Genomic DNA, 19693 nt, shown 5'->3' on the forward strand with positions numbered 1-19693 from the left:
TTATAAAAGTGTTCAAGCAGTTTAAACCGTACAAGCTGTTCAAGCCGAATAAACTGTTTAAACCGTTTAAACGGCTTAAGCGGATTAATCGGTTTTATCGTTCTTTACATTTATTTTCCTCATCATTTCATCTAACGTTTCTTTCATACTCTTTCGCTTTGGCATCTTGTACTTTGAGCCTTTGTAACCGCTACCTTTTAGATGCTCCATAAAGTTGTTAATCATTATTGACAGTTTTTTAAAGGCATCGAGTAATCGCTTACATTCATTCTCATCAACATAGCCTTGATCCAAAGCAACGTATATCTGACTGCGGACTTCTCCGCTTGACCCTTTTGCTATTGACAAAAACTGGATAAGTTCCTGATTGCCTCCTCTTTCGTATCCTTCGGCTATGTTTGACATGACAGAGACCGAGGCACGTCTTATTTGGCTTCTAAGATCAAAGTCTTTTGAAAAAGAACCATTACTTGTAATTTTGTAAATTTTGTTTGTTAATTCTCTTGCTGCCTTCCACACTTCTAAATCTTCGAAGTACATGGTTATCTCCTTTATAAAAAAACTGTTCAGGCAGATTAAGCCGTTTAAACAGTTCAAGCTGATTAAGCGGTTTAAGCCGTGAATAAAATGGTCAAAGCCTATACAACGCTAATTTTTTCATAACCGTTTTATAGACTTTGCTTGGGCTAAGTTTTGTTGTATCAATTCTAATATCTGCGGGTATCTTCCTGAATTCTTTGAATAACTTTCTTACGAACTCGTATTTATCCCGGTAATTTTTGCTAAACAACCACTCGCCGCCTTGCTCGTCTTTCTTTTTCTTCTGAATCCTTTCATAGACTCTTTTACCGTATTACCTTTTGTGTAAATATTCCATATACAAAAACATACTTTGAATTACATAAAAGGGTATCATATTTCAACGACCTTTTCGCTATTGCTAAAAGATCCAAAATAATCCAAATTCATTATCCTTGGTCGCCTGGAGACATAGGCCAAGCGGGCCAGACATGAAGTCATGCCATTTGCCCGTGTGTCGAAAGTAGGCGAGGCTGTAGTCGTCTCCTCCAATTCTTCCAAATATGCCTGAAGGCCATCCCCTTTTAGTTTACAGTTATCTTTAGCCCACCCCCCTTTTATCCTTGCTTCAACGCTGTCTCTGCAGAATTATCCTGTTTATCCTGTGCATCCCTGTTCCCAATTACGTCGTTTAAAAAATTCACTCGTATTTGTAACACTAGCTACCTTATTCCTCCAACCGCCTTAATACTGCATCCCAGATTTCACGAGTGCCCAATCTGTCTGCCCATTGGGTGACGTAGTCTCTGTCGATGATGTCACCTGATATTTTGAGGATTCCGGTAATATCTCTCAGGTGTTTTTCAGAAGCACCTTCTTTATACAATTCCATCTTCTTTATGATAACGTCTTCCGGGGATGAGAAGTTTGCCTGGTATGTTTCAGCTGGATAGATGCGATGTATCCGTTTAAACCGGCACTCGTCAAATGGTGTATTTTTCTTTATGATTACATCTATCTTAAAACCTGATACCGGATGTATTATGTTGAACTGTCCTTTACAACGAATTGCATTCCTTATCATTTCTTCACTAATATAGAATTCCTGAATAGGAAAGGCATTGAGCAAGCCGGGAATATGTTCTTCTTTTATATCTGCTATAATGTCAATGTCATTCGTTAATCGTGACTCTCCATATGCCATAGCAGCGACAGACCCGGTTACCAGATAAGGAATCCGAAGTCGTTCAAGGATTTCAACAATCTTTTGTAGCAGTTCAAACGGCCCCATGCGTAAGCCTCCTGGCCACTTCCTGGGCAAGTCTTTTGGCATCCCATTCAGGATGAGTTTTTTTCAGGTAAGTCATGAGCATATTACGCGCTGATATCCACATGTTAAAACCAATGCGGATCCTTTCTGCCGGTGTTTTGTGGCATAGCACTTCCGCCATAGCATCGTCCACAACTTCAATCTGCCCTTTATCCAGTCTCATAATATCTAACCCGAACATGTCGGAAGAGATTATCAATACCATGAACTTTTATCGTCTTATAATAAATCAACTTTCCGGCATTTAAAAAAAATACGAACTTCTATGAATTGGCTTGGAAGTCTTGTATTATTTGACAACAATTCTGACTCCCATTCATTATCATTCCTACCCCGCCTATCTCTGTTTCAAAGATGCAAGATATTGCGTCTCTACAAATTTATCCTGCCTATCCTGTCCATCCCTGTTCATTTCCACATATCCGCATCCCATGCTGTTGTTTTGCCCAAAGCCGCACTCAAGGCCGATCCTGATCAATTCTTCCGCCCCCGTTACGGTGAACGGCTGCAGTGTTCCTTTTATGTTAACGGGCTTTTTGCTGCCGTCTGATCCCTTTTTAAATATAGTAAACTGCTTCACAGACTTTCCATTGATTGTGTGAAAATCAAATTTCAGAGGTTCGCCACCAAAAAGCTTACCATGAAGGGTCTCGTATTTGTGCAAAAGATTCTGATTGAGGAATTCTGCATACCCTTCGTCCCCTGGGAATAAGAAGATGTCCTGCCGGCCGGGCGGCATGGGCTTTTTGATGAAGATGGGAGATTCAAGCGGTTTCAGTAAGATTTCGGATTTTGGATTTTGGATTTCGGAATTAAAAGCAACAGGATCCGGAAGGGTTTCTATTCTATAAATTGTTATTTTTTGTCGTCCCAGGGTTATTTCATTCCCTTCCCGGAATATGCCATCTATGAGGTGTTGAATGAATTTATCAACCGGCGATGCGATCTGAAAGGAGAAGGTGAAGGGATGGGTTTGAGAAGCTTTGAATGAAAAGCCAGTAGATATGGTTAAACTGTTTGGTGGTTGCTTAACGCCCAGAGTGATACCAAGGGATTTTGACCACCCCCTATCCCCCTCCTTCGCAAGGCGGGGAGATTCTTCCATGTTATATTGGTTAGCTACATTATTTGAATGGTTTGTGTTATTTAAACGGATTATTTTGATCGGGCCGTCGAATATTATGCCGGAAAAGACAAAGAGCTTGAACCGCTTGTCTTTTTTGTAAATAAAACCCTGCTGGTGAAGCCATTGGGCATAGTCGGGATTTGACCTGGACAGGAAACCATAGATGATGGCCTGGATCTGGTGCTGGTAGTTGAAGACGATGACACCGGATCTATCTGCCGAGAGGGTTATTCTTATTCTCATTTTTGTGGTCTTTCCACAATTTTATTGGCAAATAACCATTGAGGTACAGAGGCACGGAATAATTGATGTGTTCATTTCGGATTGCGGATTTTGGATTTTATAGCGAAAAATCAAAATTCCTGCACCTGTGTTTTCTTGTGACTTTTGGCTCCTGTCTGCACCTTATTTTTCAACACAATAGCAAATTAGAAAGAGATGTCAATTGTTTTTTCAAGAATCTGTTTGACAAGTTCCGGGAAATTTACTATAAAACGGATACTTTTGTTTTTTATAACCTACCTTGTATCATAAGCATACATTAATATATCAGGAGCAACCAGTGACTACCATATGTTGTATCAAATCACGAGAGATTTTGGATTCCAGGGGAAATCCTACCGTAGAAGTAGACGTGATCTTACAGGACGGGGCGATGGGTCGCGCCGCCGTCCCATCCGGCGCATCCACGGGAAAGCGGGAGGCGCTGGAACTTCGGGATGGCGATAAGCCGTCACGCTATATGGGTAAAGGTGTGCAGACTGCCGTTAAAAACGTAAATGAAATTATTGCACATAAACTTGAAGGAATGGATGCTACCAGACAAGTCGAGATTGACAATCTTTTGATCTCTTTAGATGGAACAAAAAACAAGGAAAAACTGGGCGCTAATGCTATTTTGGGTGTTTCTTTAGCTGTGGCCAAGGCAGCAGCAAACGCCCTGTGTCTTCCACTCTACCGGTATATTGGCGGAACGAATGCCAAGGTACTGCCTGTGCCCATGATGAATATCTTAAACGGAGGCAAGCATGCAGATAACAACCTGGATATCCAGGAGTTTATGATTATGCCCATCCATGCGGACAGCTTTGCAGAGGCATTACGTATGGGTACCGAGGTCTTTCACAACCTTCGTTCTGTATTGAAATCGAAGGGACACAATACCAACGTGGGTGACGAAGGTGGCTTCGCTCCAAATCTTAAGACCAATGAAGAGGCCTTCGACCTGATTCTTGAAGCAATTAAAAAAGCCGGTTATACGGCAGGTAAGGATATCTACCTGGCGCTGGATCCAGCCGCCAGTGAATTCTATAAGGATGGTAAGTATGTGTTACGGGCGGAAGGCGGTGCAAAAAAGACCAGCGATGAAATGATCGATCTCTTTGCGAAATTTTCAAGTAAGTATCCTGTCTGCAGTATAGAAGACGGCCTTGCAGAAGAAGACTGGGATGGCTGGAAAAGGTTAACAGAAAAGCTGGGAGATAAAATCCAGCTTGTTGGCGATGATATCTTTGTAACGAACGCAGAAATCCTGACAAAGGGGATTGAACAAAAAGTAGCGAATTCCATTCTGATCAAGGTCAACCAGATCGGAACCCTTACGGAGACCCTCAATGCCATAGAGCTGGCCAGGATGAATGGATATTCCACTGTTATTTCACACCGTTCAGGTGAAACAGAGGATACGACCATTGCCGACATTGCCGTGGCAACGAATGCAGGTCAGATTAAAACAGGTTCTCTCTGCAGAACCGATCGGATATGTAAATACAATCAACTTTTACGTATTGAAGAAGATCTCTCTGACAATGCAATTTACGGAGGCAAATTATGCAAAATGTCAACGTAGGCGTCCATGGCAGCAATGATTATCACATACCTTCTCCTGACTTATTGGCATTACCTCCCGGTAAACCAGAGAGGGAAAAATTATTTGGGAAAGATTCGTATTGGGGTAAATTTGTCGTGATGGTGTCTATAACGTCCTGCGTGGTAATTTTGTTTTCCTCGATAATCAGCAAGACCAGACAAGAGAGAATCCATATGCTGGAAATAAAAAATGTACTTGAGAAACAGGCGTCACAACTTGAGGCAGCAAATTCCAAGCTTGAAAAGGAGTATTCTGCCCTGAAGAGCGACCCGGTCCGTATCGAAAGAGAAGCCCGCGAGCTTCTTGGGCTTACTGGGGTAGATGAGGTTTTTTATGAAAAATATCGTTTCCGTATTAAAAGCACCGGTAAGAAGGAACCCGTAAAAACAGTTGCGCAAAATCGATGGATAACGTTTCTCTTTGATGGACCATTTCCATGGCAGTTTCCCGCCTTAATTATTCTTGTTACCGCGGCCTGTTATTTAATTTCATACCATTATGAATATAGAAAACTACATCGGTCAAATTGTTAAAAATGCAAAATCGGCATCACGCGTTATTGCCTCTGCCAGCACTGTTACAAAAAATGCAGCACTGAACAATATTGCCGATGGCATTATCTCTTCTGCTGCCACACTCATAACCGAGAATGAAAAAGACCTTATGGCTGCGCAAAAGGCAGGACTTTCCGGAGCCATCCTCGACAGGCTCCGTCTTACCGATGTCCGGATCAAGGGTATGGCCGAAGGGGTCAGGCAGATTGTGAATCTTACCGACCCTGTCGGAGAACTCATACAGGGAAACACCCGCCCAAATGGTCTGCAAATTCAAAAAATACGCGTACCCATTGGCGTCGTCGTTATTATTTATGAATCCCGGCCCAACGTAACTGCTGATGCGGCGGCATTATGCCTGAAGGCAGGTAATGCGGTCATCCTGCGTGGCGGGAAGGAGTCTATCCACTCAAACATTGCTATTTACAGGATACTTACATCCGCACTGGAAAAGGCCGGTTTGGACAAACGATGCATTCAGCTCGTGGAGGTTATCGAACGTGAGGCTATTGACTATTTACTCAAAGCGGATCAATATGTGGACGTCGTTATTCCCAGAGGTGGCGAAGCCCTTATTCGCACGGTAGTGGAAAAATCCACCATCCCTGTCATCAAACATTATAAAGGGGTCTGTCATACCTATGTGGATGAATTTGCAAATCTCAAAATGGCAGAGGAGATTTGCCTTAATGCAAAGGTACAGCGCCCTGCCACCTGTAATGCCATGGAAACCATGCTGGTACACGAAAAGATTGCACCAATACTTTTGCCGGGTATAGCAAAAAAATTGCAGGATGCCGGAGTAGAAATCCGGGGCTGTAACCAGACATGCAGCATTTTAGGCAATATAAAACAAGCCACCGAAGATGATTATTACAATGAATATCTTGACTTGATCCTCAACGTAAAAGTTGTACATACAATAGATGATGCTATTACGCATATTACCAAATATGGGTCGAATCATTCCGATGCGATTGTCACAGATAATGTCTGTAATGCCATGAAATTTACCAGAGAGGTGGATTCGGCCGCTGTGTACGTCAATGCCTCTACGCGATTTACTGACGGCTATGAATTTGGTATGGGAGCAGAGATTGGTATTAGCACCGACAAACTCCACGCCCGGGGCCCCATGGGTCTTGAAGAACTCACGTCGTATAAATTCGTAGTCTTTGGGAATGGGCAATTAAGGAAGTAAAATAGTCAAAGCCATTTTTTTTAAAAATTTCTACTCATTTCCTTACAATTGTTACCTAAATTTTGAAATTCCAATTTGTTTGACTATATCCATAGATTATAACCCTGGATAAATTAAATACAGAACAAACAACAACGAGTCCCAGAGGGGCGAAAGAAAAATCCTTACTGACAAGAGATTGATTTTCCCATCTCATGGGTAAATGACAACAATATTCTTTCACCCCTTGGGGGTTTACATATGTACCATTTTATTTCCAGGTGGCTTCACCCCCTGCTATATACTAACGGCCTTTCAGGCCTAACGATATATAATCAACCAAATTAGATTTCGAAATTTTGGTAAAAATTAATGAGAATTGATAAAATGGCGTTTATGAAAAATAACTTTACCAATCGCAGGAATTTTCTTAAAGGTACTTTCACCGTTGCCCTGGGTCTGGGTTTTACAAAGAATTTGCATCATGGTTTCCCGGTAGACATGGTTTCTTTTGCAACAACAGATGATAAAAACGAAGGGGTGCCTAAACGTCGTCTGGGTAAAACAGAAAAGATGGTTTCCATCCTCTGTGCAGGAGGTTATCACATTGGTCGAATGAGAGATGAACGTTACGCCATCCGGATGATTCACGCTGCCCTCGATGAAGGGGTTAATTTTTTCGATTCAGCCTGGAGTTACAATAATGGTGACAGCGAGAGGCGCCTTGGGACAGCGCTAAAAGACCGGCGGGACAAGGCATTTATCATGACCAAAAGTCGTAGGCGGGACAAGACCGGAGCAATGAATGAATTGCACGAAAGCCTCAAACGGCTGCAAACCGATTACCTTGATTTGTGGCAGTTCCATGATGTGCAAACGGTGGAGGATGCAGATGCCATTTTCAGGAACGGAGGTGCCATTGAGGCGGCCCTTCAGGCAAAGAAAGAAGGAAAGATCCTGCATGTGGGGTTTACCGGGCATCGGAACCCGGCAGTGCTCGCGAAAGCCATTCAAAGGCATCACAACAGTATTGAAACGGTGCAGATTCCCGTGAATCTTGTGGACCCACATTATCTGAGTTTTGTTCGACAGGTCATTCCGGAAGCGGTGAAATACGATATTGGGATTCTTGCAATGAAAACAACAGCAAACGGAACATTACTGGAAGATAAAGTAGCTACGGTAAAAGAATGCTTATATTTTGCCTGGAGTCAGCACGTCAGTACTTTAGTTTCAGGTATGGATAGTATTGAGCAGCTTAAAGAGAATGTAAGTTTTGCACACCAGTTTAAGACCCTCTCAGAGAAAGATCAATCTAAACTGCTCGCCCGAACAGAGCCTTTTGGTGGAATCGAAAGAGAGTTTTACAAACACCCCTCTGATAATTGGCGCGTTTACCCTACCCGCCCTTTACATTAACAATCTTTCATGAAAAAACACATTATGCCTATTGGTGAGCTAAGCCTCAGTGAACAGGAGCGTCAGACCCGCAGGAACTTTTTAGATTTTACAGAACGGGACGTAACTTTGCTAAAAGAATTAAAAGGGCTCATTCACCAACATGCCGATGACATAATTAATAAGTTTTATACTCACCTTCTCCGATTCAAAGAAACGAAGGGTTTTTTATCCGATGAAGAAGGGAACGTATTCTAAAGGGCGATTCCTGAGTGACATCGCCAGTTTGAGGAAATATTGATGATTAAAAATGTGCGCTGTTTACTTATTGCATTCACTTTACTATGCCTTTATCAGAGTACAGGTCAATTTTACACCAATACTGCAGGAGGAAATACTATGGAAATCAAAATGAAAAGCACTGCCTTCGGGGAAGGTGGCATGATACCGAAGAAGTATACCTGTGATGGTCTTGATATCTCTCCTCCCCTTTCATGGACTTCAGTTCCCGAAGGTACAAAGAGTCTTGCCCTTATCTGTGACGATCCAGATGCACCAATGGGTACATGGGTACATTGGGTTCTCTTCAATTTACCTGCAGATGTCCAGGAGTTACCAGAAAATATACCTCCTCAGAAGATACTTGCAAATGGCGCCAGGCAAGGAATAACAGATTTTCGTAAAATCGGCTACGGCGGACCATGCCCACCGGGTGGTACACACAGATATTATTTCAAACTGTATGCGCTGGACACAGAAATTAATCTTGAGGCCGGATCTACGAAAAAGCAATTGCTGGAGGCTATGGAAGGACATATCCTGGCTGAAGGCCAATTGATGGGGAAATATAAAAGATAAGAGATTGCAGATTACAAGAGTTAGAAGCAACTACCTGATGCAGAAATTTCTTTTTATGCGACGTCGTGATGTTTCCAGTAAGGGGACATATCGAAACATCGAAACAGTTTAGTTTTTTGAAAGATGAGTTGTGCTTTTTAAGTCCCTATAGGGACGTGAGGCAATAGGCAGGCAATTTATTGCCTGTATTTTTATCAAAGAGAAATACAGTCCCGTAGGGACGATTGAGACGATTGTGTATCCATAATCTTCATTCGCCCCTACAGGGCTTATTTTTATCTTTCTCTTAACACAGGCAATAAATTGCCTGCCTATGAGCAATTTGCCCCTCCGGGGCGAAATCAGCACAAGGCTTTGCCTTGATAGTTTTTCAAAAAACTAAAGTGTTACGAAACATTTAAAATGTCTTCAAGATTTCAATGTGCCGCTTTCGTGGCATGGCGACTGTGTCAAAAAAACCATTAAATTTTTGTACAGGTTCCCATGCCTTTCGCTATAGGGTTAAAGATGTCTGTGTCTTTTGACCTTGCGTTAATACTGCTATTGGCACCTATACTATTCACTGGCAGGCCAATATAAAAATCTGTTCCAATCCCTTCCTTGCTTTCTACATAAATGCCTCCCTCATGATCCTTTATAATTCTGTACACAACGGCAAGGCCGAGTCCGGTGCCTTTATCTTTATTCGAAAAGAAAGGTTCGAAGATATGTGAAATCTTTTCAGCAGGTATACCCGTACCATTATCTGAGATTTTTATAACAAAATACTGCTTACTCAGATTATTTGAGAGAGACGAGACAAACGAGAAGAATACGCTGCCAGAGTGTTCTTTTGCCATCCTTTTAAACTCCGAAAGATTATCAACCAGGTAAGTGCTTACCTGAATATGTCCCTTGCTTGACAATGCATCAAGGCTGTTTTGCAGAATGTTTAAGAACACTTGTTTTACCTTGTCTTCATCTGCAATGAGTTGGCATCTATTTCCGTCTAACATTGTTGTTATCTCAATATCTTTCTTTGCAGCATCATTCTTTAACAAGTTTATAGTATCCATTATCACACAATGGGGATCTATGTGTTGTATAACGAGCTTTGAAGGTTTTGCCAGATTTAACATATCTTCGATAATTCTGTTAATTCTTCCTATTTCCTTTAAAGCAATTTCCCGAAAATTACTGTGGAATTCCGGATCGTCTTTCTTGTATGGAAGCAGTTGAAAATAAGTGTTTATGGCCACAAGGGGATTTTTTATCTCGTGGGCAATATTAGAAGCAAGGGAGCCCAAATGGGCAAGTCGGTCGGCATGTTGCTTTTCCACCTGAAGTAATTTTAATTCGGTTTGGTCTGTCAGAATTATCAATGCCCCAAGCTTCTCTCCGGATTCGGTTTTGAGCTGTGTTATGGTTACACTGCACGGGACCCTGGTACTACCTCTTTCAATAAAAGTTTCAATGTCAGTATGATCTCTATTATTTTTAAGCGTATATTTCAATAGTTTGTAAATATCGTTATTAAGGGCATTCAGTATCATTTCAGTTGAACTTGTACTTTCCAGTCCCAGGATATTTCTTGCCTCATTATTTAAAAGGGTAACCTCTTCATGATTATTTATCGTGATAACCCCACACTTGAGACTCTGAAGGATATTCTCCCTGTAGGTCTTGGCTTCTTTCAACCCTGAGTAGAGGCAAGCATTATTAGCTGCCATAGCCAATTGACCCGAAAAGGCGAGGAACATCTGGATATCTTCTTGTGTAAATACCTTTTTATCAACCTTTTTACCCAATAGAATTATGCCAAAGAGATCTTTCCCGTGAAGGATAGGGATACAACTATCTACATCCATTGATATTAATGTTTTTTCTAACAGACGGTCAAGCTTATCATGCGAAAAGCGATTTAACTGTTCCCGTGAGAGAACAGTTTTATTTTGGCAAAGCCACGTAACAACAGCAGCATCGCCGGGAAGGAATAAATCTTCTTTGGATGAAAAATTTATAGCTGCCTTTAAACTGTATTGTTTGATTTTTTCATCCTTTATTAGTATTGCTATCTTCTCGATACCTACGGAATCATATAAATATTGAATTGCAAAACGGAGAAGTCTATCCAAATCATGAATAGATGAAAACATTACTGTAGAGTTACTGAGTATTTTTGGATAACTATACTTGGTATGGAACAGATGATTCTCGATAAAGTGGTGAATTGATTCCCGGGCAGGCACAAAGATTAAGACCATTATTATGATTGAAATTACATTACTAACCGTCTCTGTATACTCTGATACAGGAAGTATATTACTCACAACGAGCCCAACGGCAAAATAGATTAAGCTGAGGATAATAGAGAGAATAGCGTAAACCGTGCTTTTCTTGATTACTACACTAATATCCATAAGGTGATACTTTACAATAGCGTAAGCCACTGCTGTCGGGATAGGGATAGTAACCAGGGGCACAAAGCTCTCAACTTGCCATATTCCCATTGCCGGCAAGAGGAAATTCGTGATGGCCCCCAGGAGCACAGACACTGCTACTCCAAAGTATAAGTATTGAATCTGTAATCTTTTTATTCCATAAAAGCGTATGCTTTTTTTATAAAGAACATACAAAGAATACACCATACATACTATGAAGTAAGACCAGAATACAGGAAATAATGGACCATACTTTGCTTGTGGTAATCGATTGATGAAGGACAAAGTCTCGACAATAGAAGAAGAAGAGAACGCCAAAACGATACTTACGATGAAGAAAATTATGCTAAAGTATCGGTCGATAGGTCTTTCCACGCGATCGGGAAAGACGGAAATAAAAAAGAAAAAAGCAGAAGGAATAAAGGCGGCCGCACAAAAAACCAATTTCAGCCTGAAGGCAGCCAACACAGGGTCTGCAGCCTGAAGTGTAAAAAAAACAAGGAATGACCAAACACAGAAAACATTCGCAACGATACAAAATCTTTTGTTAATGACGCTGGAAGGATTTCTCAAGAATACAAAAAATCCAAGCCCTGCGTATAGCAAAGATATGAAAATGTTCACGATGTGGGTTGCAAGCATAGCCGAACTTACCTACGAGTATTTTTTTAGCACGAGAACAGCGTGTGTTCCACCCACGCTATGAGTATTTATAAGCGCAGTTTCCCCACTGAAATACCTTGCGGTGTGCGGAACATAGTCAAGATTGCAAAGCGGATCGGGTACATCAAGATTAATTGTTGGAGGAATAATACCGTTCTTTAAACTAAGGCTTGTTGCCACTACCTGGAAACCGCCTGCTGCAGCGAAGGCATGACCTGTCATGGACTTAATTGAGCTTATGGGGATGTTGTATACATGATTACCAAAGAAAGTTTTAAAGGCATTTGTTTCTGCCAAGTCATAACTAGGGATGGCGTTTCCGTGAGCACAAATATAGTCTATTTCATCTCCTCTGATTTTTCCTGTGATTAATGCCTGTTTCAGTGCAAAGAGCAACGTCTGCCCGCTTAATTCCACATGAAAAACATCTTGCGCCTCGCATGCAGTGGCATAAGATACGATCTCAGCATATATATTTGCATCTCTATTCAAGGCATGATTCAATTCCTCAACCACGATTGATACCCCACCTTCACTTGCTACGAGACCATCCCGATTCTTATCATACGGCCTCGATGCCTTCTCAGGTTCTTTATTTCTTTTTGAGAGTATTCCCAGGGAACAAAAAGTTGACAGTGCAAAGGGAAAAATCATGGCATCTGCACAACCCACAACTGCCACATCCACATCTCCGCGCTTTACCATACTATATCCCCAGTTTACAACGTCAAGCCCGCTTGAACATCCCGAGGACAAAGTCGAATTTGGCCCATTAATCTTTAGTTCTGCACATATATAACCTGTTGCCACATGCGGTGTAACCTCTGGTGCAGTATAGCGGCCAACTGCCGTTGGGCCAGACTCCAAGAATTTCCTGTGCTGGTGTTCGTATATATCATTTTCAGCACCTATCGTAGTTCCAAAACAAACGCCACATCTGTTACTATCCTCCTTGCTGAGATCAATACCTGAGTCCGCTACTGCCATTTTTGCCGTAGCAACACCAAAATGGCAGAACTTTGCGCTTCTTTTGACCAATTTCGGGTCAAAGTAATCACACGGGTTAAAGTTTTTCACTTCACCAGCAATCTGAGTACTGAAAGGAGTAGGATCGAAAGAGGTGATCCTCTTTATACCTGATCGTCCGTTAATAAGTGCATCCCAATATGCATCTTTTCCGTTACCATTAGGAGCTAATATTCCCAGACCCGTAATAACGACACGTCTTTTTATCAAGGGACTTCCCCCCCAGAAGAAATTTCTTTCTTTTTTGAAGTGAAGTTTTTTTCTGCCAGTAAACGGCTGTGTGTGTTTATTTTCTGATAGACATCATTAAGGAAGCCATAGTCTGTTGTTAAGAGAGATAAATCACTTCTCATCTTGAATTCCTCTAAACCTCTCTGCCCCAGGAATCCTGCGCTCCTCGCTGCGAGACAATGTTCGTCGGAGACGTTTACTACGTAACCCATTTCTCTGACCTTTTTCTCCATGAGTCCGGACATCTTAAGCATATCCACGAACTTTATTCCATGTAAGGAGATATTCAACTCAGGCCACGTGCTTGGATCCTTCGTCAGTTCATACTCATAACGGAGGACAGTCTGGTAATAATTATCAGGCAGATCGAATCCGAATTTTTCAGGCTCTTTTTGCCATGCAGTACCAGGAAGAGGCGCAGCCGGAGTTACAAGGACTGAATCCGGTTTGAAATTCTCATTTTTTAACTTTTGAAGTAAATACAGATTTTCTTCTAAAATTTGTTCATGGGTAATCGTGCTACCCGAAGGTATTGGGCAAGGATAAATAAAACTTACACCTACATCAAGATGTGTTCTTTGCTTGTAAGATGCCTGCTTTAGGGCTTTAACGGTATAATATATATCTTCCACAGAATTACCTTTGTCCATAACCCTTGAAAGGATATCATTGTTCGCCGTTTCAACACCAAGGAAAACAGCTTTAAGGCCGGAACGTATGATTTTTTCATAAGCATCAGTCAGCTCAGGCATCCGTTCCTTTGCCCTGGTTTCCGCCCGGACGAACATTGAATACTCAATATGTAACCCTTCTGCCAATAAAGCCTCAGCGATCCGGCTGCTGAGAGAAACTGGTGTTGTTGATCCTGCAAATCTGAAGAGTCCGATGCCCATCTCCATGATAGTTTCCCTGATCTCTTGCATGGTTATATTGATATCTCTGGTTTGGTATTTTCCGGTAATATTTGGATGTGTACAAAAATTACATTTCCCATAATAGCAACCAGACGATTCATTTATTACTGCAATATTTACTTTTCCATCATCTTTTTCATAGAGAGGGAAAGGTTTTGAGTTCAAAGAAAGCCTTTGAATGAATGTTTCTTTTACCTCACCGTTGTTGTTTTTATATATCATATTAGAAATTTTACCTGCTTCTGCAAGGTCAGTAATTCTTTTTATAACATCAGATTTAGACCCTCCCTGGGAATATAGTTCTTTTACAATATTCACAATCTGTATAAGGGTTACTTCGCCCTCAACATCGATACAAAACTCAAAAGGGCTATTTTCCAATGTATGTGTCTTAAATTGATTAACCTGAGGGCCACCAGCAATCACCAAGGTGCTTGAACTCAGTTCTTTGACCCTTTGTGCAAGTTTTTCAGAGTAGGCAAATCTATCGCCAAGCCAGGTCTTGATCCCAAGCACTTTTACCCGATTCTCGCATACCTTTTGAGCCAGACCTTCAACATATTTCTCCATTTTTTCTTTGATCGCACTCGCAAGATTATTCTGGAGCAGGTCCCATTCTTGTCTTAAAGATACTGTATCTTCACACTTTTTCGTGTCAAAGACGTTCACAGCGAGTTCAGATAGCCTTGGCATAAAATCGTTTTTTGTGAATGCGGTATAAAATTCGATTCTTGCCGGGTCCTCTATAACAATGTTAAAATCCGCATTCTTACATGCCCTGGCGAGTACTCCAATACCGTTTTCCTTAAAGCAGTCACTAACGGAATAGGCCTTTCCCATGAACGAATTCCATAACATAAGGTCTACACTGCCAGAATCACTCATAAAACCCTCTAAAATGAATGGTTTGTTTGATGCAGCAAGTACGGTGATTTTATTATCTAGATTTTGCGCTAATTTTTTCCTTCACTAGATCGGCCATCTTTTGTATTGTTAAATTTTTGCTTGCTTCTTCATTAGAAATTTCCACGTCAAACTCTGTTTCGATATTATACAATAAATTTATCATTTCAGCTGATTCTACACCAATATCATCCGCAATATGTGAGTCATCGGTAATATCTTCAAGTTCTACTTTCAGTTCCTTTGTTAATATTTTTTTTAGCTTTTCTTTAATCAAATTTTCTGCCACATTCTCCATTGTCCTAACCTCCTGGTTCGAAAATAAGGCCTGGTAAATAAGTGTAAACATAAATATACCAACACTATAGGACAGAAATCGCATTTTCATCGTTTCAGGGTGTTGCTAGTGCAACATGATGACTAACCCGAAAAAGTCAGAAAAAGACAAAATCCGAAGTACGAAATTCGTGAGTCAACCCTGTCAGGGTTCATTGTTTTGTTTCTGCCAGATAAATTATTGATCAGATACATCATCTCTGCGATAGATTCAGGCATTAAACCTTTTTATTATTATGGTTGAATTATTTCCTCCAAAGCCAAAAGAGTTCGAAAGAGCGGTATTAATTTCTTTCCTTCTTGCTCTATTTGCAACATAATCCAGATCGCATTCAGGGTCAGCATTTTCTAAATTTATGGTAGGAGGGATCATACCTTTTTTGATTGCTAAAATACAGGTTATGAGTTCAACCGCGCCAGCAGCACCCATTAAATGTCCCGTCATTGACTTTGTTGAGCTTACTGGTATACTGTAAGCGTTGTTTCCGAAAACAGTTTTTATCGCCTTTGTTTCTCCCCGATCATTTGCTAATGTAGATGTCCCATGTGCATTAATATAATCGATGTCGGTAATATTCAGTTCGGCATCTTCTATTGCCAAACTCATTGCCTTACATATTTGCATCCTGTCCGGTGATGGCATGGTCATATGAAAGGCATCACTGGTTGCTCCATAACCGGCGATTTCACCATAAATATGTGCTCCCCTTTCGCAAGCCTTTTCTTCCTTTTCAAGAATCAATATACCGGCGCCCTCACCCATTACAAACCCATCCCTGTCCTTATCAAAAGGCCTGCTGGCCTTTGTCGGTTGGTCATTTCTTTTCGACATTATTCTCAATGAACAAAAAGCCGCGAGATTAAGCGGAAAAATAGGCGCCTCAACTCCTCCGGCAAAAACGGTATCAACCTGACCTGATTGAATCATATCTCTTGCAATACCAATAGATTGATTTCCACTTGAACAAGCTGTAGCTACAACTAAGTTTTGACCTGTAAAGTGAAAAAAATCTGAAATTACACTTGCAATGTTCTTGTTTTCTGCGGGAGGTTTCGTTCGTAAAATATAATTGTTATTCTCAATTGCAGTTTTTTCATCGTAGTATAATAATGTTTCAGCTCCTACTCCGATTGATACCCCGACTTTGTTTAAACTGCTTACTTCTAAATCTGCGTCTTGCACTGCCATTCGGGCTGCTGCTAAACCTAATTGAGAATATCTGCACAAAGTGTCGGCAAAATCATCAGACATGTATTTTTCAGGATTGAAATTCCTTATCTCACCGGCAATCTTTGTTGGATAACCTTCGACATTAAATCTCGAAATTGTTGATATTCCTGATTTCCCATTTATGGCAGATTCCCAATACGCATCTATTCCAATTCCGATTGGTGTAATGATTCCTATTCCCGTTACAACGACTCTGTTTTTTCCAATGTGTCCGCCCATTTTCTCTTAGTACAGTTCCTGTGAGTTTTGTGAATAACTGTTTCTACCGCAGAGCATGCAAAAGATATAAATCTTTTTCACCATTCTCCACACCCTTCTGTCAATGATCTCAAAATCTCTTGAATAGCAGTGATACATTATTACCGTTGTAATCGAAGTTGTTTGACAGTATTGTGTTTACAGGCCTGAAATCCGGTTTTTTAAGTATAAAAATTGAACTGCATTTTGGATCAATATTCTCAAGGTTATTTGTTTGCAGTAAAACCTGTTTTTTTAAAGATAATAACGAAAAGATTGCATCAATTGGTCCCGATGCACCAATTGAAAACCCTAAACTACCCTTCGTTGAACTTACTGGAATCTTATGAACATTTTTGCCAAAAACAGACTTTATCACCTCAGATTCCTCTCTGTCTTCTCTTATTCCCGAAATACCACTTGCATTAATATAATCCACATCTGATGGAACAGTGGACGCAGAATCCAATGCCTGTTTTATACAGGAAACTTTAGAATAAAAACCAGATTTTCTCTGATTTGCGTAATCAGTATTACCATAAGAGACCCCGAATCCAACGAGTTCTCCATAGATATCTGCCCCCCGTTTCTCAGCGCTACTCAGCGTCTCTAAAACAATAATACCTGCTCCCTCACTCAAAACAAAGCCTTTTCTGTCAATATCAAATGGACAGCTAGCTCGATTTAAACCAGGGATATTTGAATGAAACAATCCTTTCTGTCTTAATTCTTCAAAAACTCTTGGACACAGTGGTGCTTCAGTCCCGCCTGCAACCACTGCATCGATATCGTGCTGTTGTATTGTATTAAATGCATGAATTATTGCATAATTCCCTGAACATGCACCGCTTGAAAAGCCTATATTAGGACCTTTAAGAGTAAATTCTATTGCAATTTCACCAGATGGGGCATTCGTAAGATTCTTTTGCATTAAAAGGGGATGAACTCTTCTTGGACCATCTTCGTAAAGCATTTTAATTTGCTCTTCTATGATGTTAAGCCCGCTAAAAGCGCTACCGATAAAGACCCCAATCTTTTCCTTGTCAAATTCGTTACCAATTTTTGCATCGGTTAATGCAATCTTTGCAGCGGCCAAAGCAAAACGGCTAAAAGTATCTGTCTTATCTTTTTTTGCTTCGGGAATACATGTTTCGGATTCAAAATCGGGCACACTGCCAGCATATACTTTTGTGTCTCTACCTTCTGTTTCGATTTGCTTAATCCCCGATATGCCAGACAGATATCTCTCCCAGTTTTCATGTATGCCAATGCCAAGCGGGCTAACAATACCTATACCTGTTACTACTATACGTTTTTTCATCAATACTCTAATTCCCGGAATCTCTGATTCCATACTTTTGCATCTTGTAATTAATAATGCGCCGGGTAGTGCCAAGGAGCTTTGCAGCTTTTGATTTCACACCACCGGATTTTTGAAGCGCCTGTTCAATGAGTTGCTTTTCAACCCGCGCCACTTCATCTTCCAGGGAAATTCTCCAATTTATATTTGCTTTCACTCTTTGAAGATTACCAGAAATACCCGTGATTTCCGAAGGTAGATATTCAGGGAGAAGGGTAGTCTCGTTGCCATAGAGAGCAATAGTTCTTTCCATTATATTTTTTAATTCCCTTACGTTTCCAGGCCAATGATATTTCGACAATGCATCCACAGCTTCTTTAGAAATAAATTCTGTTTTTGCGTGACACTCTTTTCGAAAGATGTTGAAGAAGTGTTCCACTAATTGTGGAATGTCTTCTGTTCTCTCGCGAAGGGGTGGTAGATAAATAGGAACAACGTTGATACGATAGTACAAATCTTCCCGGAAGCGTCCGTCCTTAATCATTGCTTCTAAATCTTTATTCGTTGCGGCAATTATTCGTACATCCGACTTTATAACAGAATGACTACCAACGCGGGAAAACTCTTTTTCTTGTAAAACACGTAAAAGTTTTGCCTGCAAAGGAAGATTTATCTCGCTAATTTCATCAAGGAATATGGTACCACCTTCAGCTATTTCAAACTTCCCCAATCTCCTTTCATATGCACCAGTAAATGACCCCTTCTCATGGCCAAAGAGTTCAGCTTCTAACAAGTCGCCTGCCAGATTTGGACAACTTACAACAATAAACGGATTCTCTCGCCGGTTGCTGTCGAAGTGTATCGCACGCGCCACTAATTCCTTGCCCGTTCCGCTTTCTCCCCTTAAAAGGACCGTTGAATCCACCCGTGATACCCTGGAAACTATATCAATTATATACTCCATCATTCGACTGTGCCCGTGGATTAACCTGTCTATGGAATGGTATCTAAATTCCGAGCGGAGATAACGAACTTCCCTGGTTAAACTTTTAAACTCCAATGCCTTTTCAATAGTTATCTTGATTTCCTCAATTTCAAATGGTTTCACAATATAATCTAAAGCGCCTAGCTTCACAGCCTCAACAACCGATTTGACGTCATTTACAGCAGTCAATACCACTACGCCTGTCTCATGATAAGAGGGTTGCAATCTCCTTAGCAGTTCTATCCCATCCATTTCATGCATCCTCAAATCAAGCAGCACGAGATCTATGCGTTCTTTATCCAGTATCTTTAAGGCCTCTTTTCCACTATTCGTGCTTATAACCTTATAATTGTCTTTTAAGATAAGCCGCAGGGACTCTACAACACTGATTTCGTCATCAACTAACAATATGGTTTTCATAGCAAATTCTCAGTAATCGGCCGGTAAGATATGAAAATTATGACCTCTCCCCTTTATATCATGACACCATAATTCAGCATATTAACTGATTGTTATCTGAACTATTGAAAAAACCAATACGAAATTATATACTTTTTCTAACACAGATGGAAGCGGGATATTTTGCATTCTTCCTGAAGACCTGCCCCATCC

The 19693-nt window shown here is 40.8% G+C and carries 18 protein-coding genes; 6 read left to right on the forward strand and 12 right to left on the reverse strand.

Annotated features, from left to right (window positions below):
* Positions 1–84: 84 nt before the first annotated feature.
* The 4 genes from E3K36_06515 to cas6 form a co-directional block, all read right to left on the reverse strand.
* Positions 85–540, reverse strand: a complete 456-nt coding sequence (locus E3K36_06515) for a four helix bundle protein (GenBank protein ID MCF6154895.1) — start codon at positions 538–540, stop codon at positions 85–87.
* A 706-nt stretch (positions 541–1246) separates the two neighbouring features.
* Positions 1247–1810, reverse strand: coding sequence for a hypothetical protein (locus E3K36_06520; GenBank protein ID MCF6154896.1), 564 nt, complete (start codon positions 1808–1810; stop codon positions 1247–1249).
* Positions 1797–2054, reverse strand: a complete 258-nt coding sequence (locus E3K36_06525) for a hypothetical protein (protein ID MCF6154897.1) — start codon at positions 2052–2054, stop codon at positions 1797–1799. Before E3K36_06525 ends, E3K36_06520 begins: the two co-directional genes overlap by 14 nt.
* A 132-nt stretch (positions 2055–2186) precedes the next feature.
* Positions 2187–3218, reverse strand: coding sequence for a CRISPR-associated endoribonuclease Cas6 (cas6, locus tag E3K36_06530; protein MCF6154898.1), 1032 nt, complete (start codon positions 3216–3218; stop codon positions 2187–2189).
* Positions 3219–3537: 319 nt separating this feature from the next.
* On the opposite strand from cas6, the gene E3K36_06535 reads away from it, so the two are divergent.
* From E3K36_06535 to E3K36_06560, 6 genes are all read left to right on the forward strand, one after another.
* The gene (locus E3K36_06535) at positions 3538–4824 is read left to right on the forward strand and encodes a phosphopyruvate hydratase (GenBank protein MCF6154899.1); all 1287 of its coding nucleotides are present in this window, start codon (positions 3538–3540) and stop codon (positions 4822–4824) included.
* A complete protein-coding gene (locus E3K36_06540) occupies positions 4806–5378 on the forward strand; it encodes a septum formation initiator family protein (protein MCF6154900.1) in 573 nt (190 codons plus the stop codon). Before E3K36_06535 ends, E3K36_06540 begins: the two co-directional genes overlap by 19 nt.
* Positions 5344–6600: a glutamate-5-semialdehyde dehydrogenase gene (locus E3K36_06545; GenBank protein MCF6154901.1), complete on the forward strand. Its 1257-nt coding sequence runs from the start codon at positions 5344–5346 to the stop codon at positions 6598–6600. Before E3K36_06540 ends, E3K36_06545 begins: the two co-directional genes overlap by 35 nt.
* 351 nt (positions 6601–6951) lie before the next feature.
* Positions 6952–7998: an aldo/keto reductase gene (locus tag E3K36_06550; GenBank protein ID MCF6154902.1), complete on the forward strand. Its 1047-nt coding sequence runs from the start codon at positions 6952–6954 to the stop codon at positions 7996–7998.
* A 9-nt stretch (positions 7999–8007) separates the two neighbouring features.
* The gene (locus E3K36_06555) at positions 8008–8235 is read left to right on the forward strand and encodes a hypothetical protein (GenBank protein MCF6154903.1); all 228 of its coding nucleotides are present in this window, start codon (positions 8008–8010) and stop codon (positions 8233–8235) included.
* A gap of 141 nt (positions 8236–8376) precedes the next feature.
* Positions 8377–8835: a YbhB/YbcL family Raf kinase inhibitor-like protein gene (locus E3K36_06560; GenBank protein ID MCF6154904.1), complete on the forward strand. Its 459-nt coding sequence runs from the start codon at positions 8377–8379 to the stop codon at positions 8833–8835.
* A 108-nt stretch (positions 8836–8943) separates the two neighbouring features.
* On the opposite strand, the gene E3K36_06565 is transcribed toward E3K36_06560, so the two are convergent.
* The 8 genes from E3K36_06565 to E3K36_06600 form a co-directional block, all read right to left on the reverse strand.
* Positions 8944–9156, reverse strand: a complete 213-nt coding sequence (locus E3K36_06565) for a hypothetical protein (protein MCF6154905.1) — start codon at positions 9154–9156, stop codon at positions 8944–8946.
* A 140-nt stretch (positions 9157–9296) separates the two neighbouring features.
* Positions 9297–11897: a PAS domain-containing protein gene (locus tag E3K36_06570; protein MCF6154906.1), complete on the reverse strand. Its 2601-nt coding sequence runs from the start codon at positions 11895–11897 to the stop codon at positions 9297–9299.
* Between the two features lie 12 nt (positions 11898–11909).
* A complete protein-coding gene (locus tag E3K36_06575; protein ID MCF6154907.1) occupies positions 11910–13154 on the reverse strand; it encodes a beta-ketoacyl-ACP synthase II in 1245 nt (414 codons plus the stop codon).
* Complete coding sequence (locus tag E3K36_06580; protein MCF6154908.1) at positions 13151–14974, reverse strand: radical SAM protein; 1824 nt, start codon at positions 14972–14974, stop codon at positions 13151–13153. Before E3K36_06580 ends, E3K36_06575 begins: the two co-directional genes overlap by 4 nt.
* A 52-nt stretch (positions 14975–15026) precedes the next feature.
* Positions 15027–15380 (reverse strand): acyl carrier protein, encoded by a 354-nt coding sequence (locus E3K36_06585; protein ID MCF6154909.1) that lies wholly within the window; start codon positions 15378–15380, stop codon positions 15027–15029.
* A gap of 159 nt (positions 15381–15539) precedes the next feature.
* The gene (gene fabF / locus E3K36_06590; GenBank protein ID MCF6154910.1) at positions 15540–16778 is read right to left on the reverse strand and encodes a beta-ketoacyl-[acyl-carrier-protein] synthase II; all 1239 of its coding nucleotides are present in this window, start codon (positions 16776–16778) and stop codon (positions 15540–15542) included.
* 109 nt (positions 16779–16887) lie between these two features.
* Complete coding sequence (locus E3K36_06595) at positions 16888–18150, reverse strand: beta-ketoacyl-[acyl-carrier-protein] synthase family protein (protein ID MCF6154911.1); 1263 nt, start codon at positions 18148–18150, stop codon at positions 16888–16890.
* A complete protein-coding gene (locus E3K36_06600; GenBank protein MCF6154912.1) occupies positions 18125–19501 on the reverse strand; it encodes a sigma-54-dependent Fis family transcriptional regulator in 1377 nt (458 codons plus the stop codon). Before E3K36_06600 ends, E3K36_06595 begins: the two co-directional genes overlap by 26 nt.
* Between the last annotated feature and the right edge of the window lie 192 nt (positions 19502–19693).

This window comes from Candidatus Brocadia sp. (assembly GCA_021646415.1).
Taxonomy (GTDB): Bacteria; Planctomycetota; Brocadiia; order Brocadiales; family Brocadiaceae; genus Brocadia.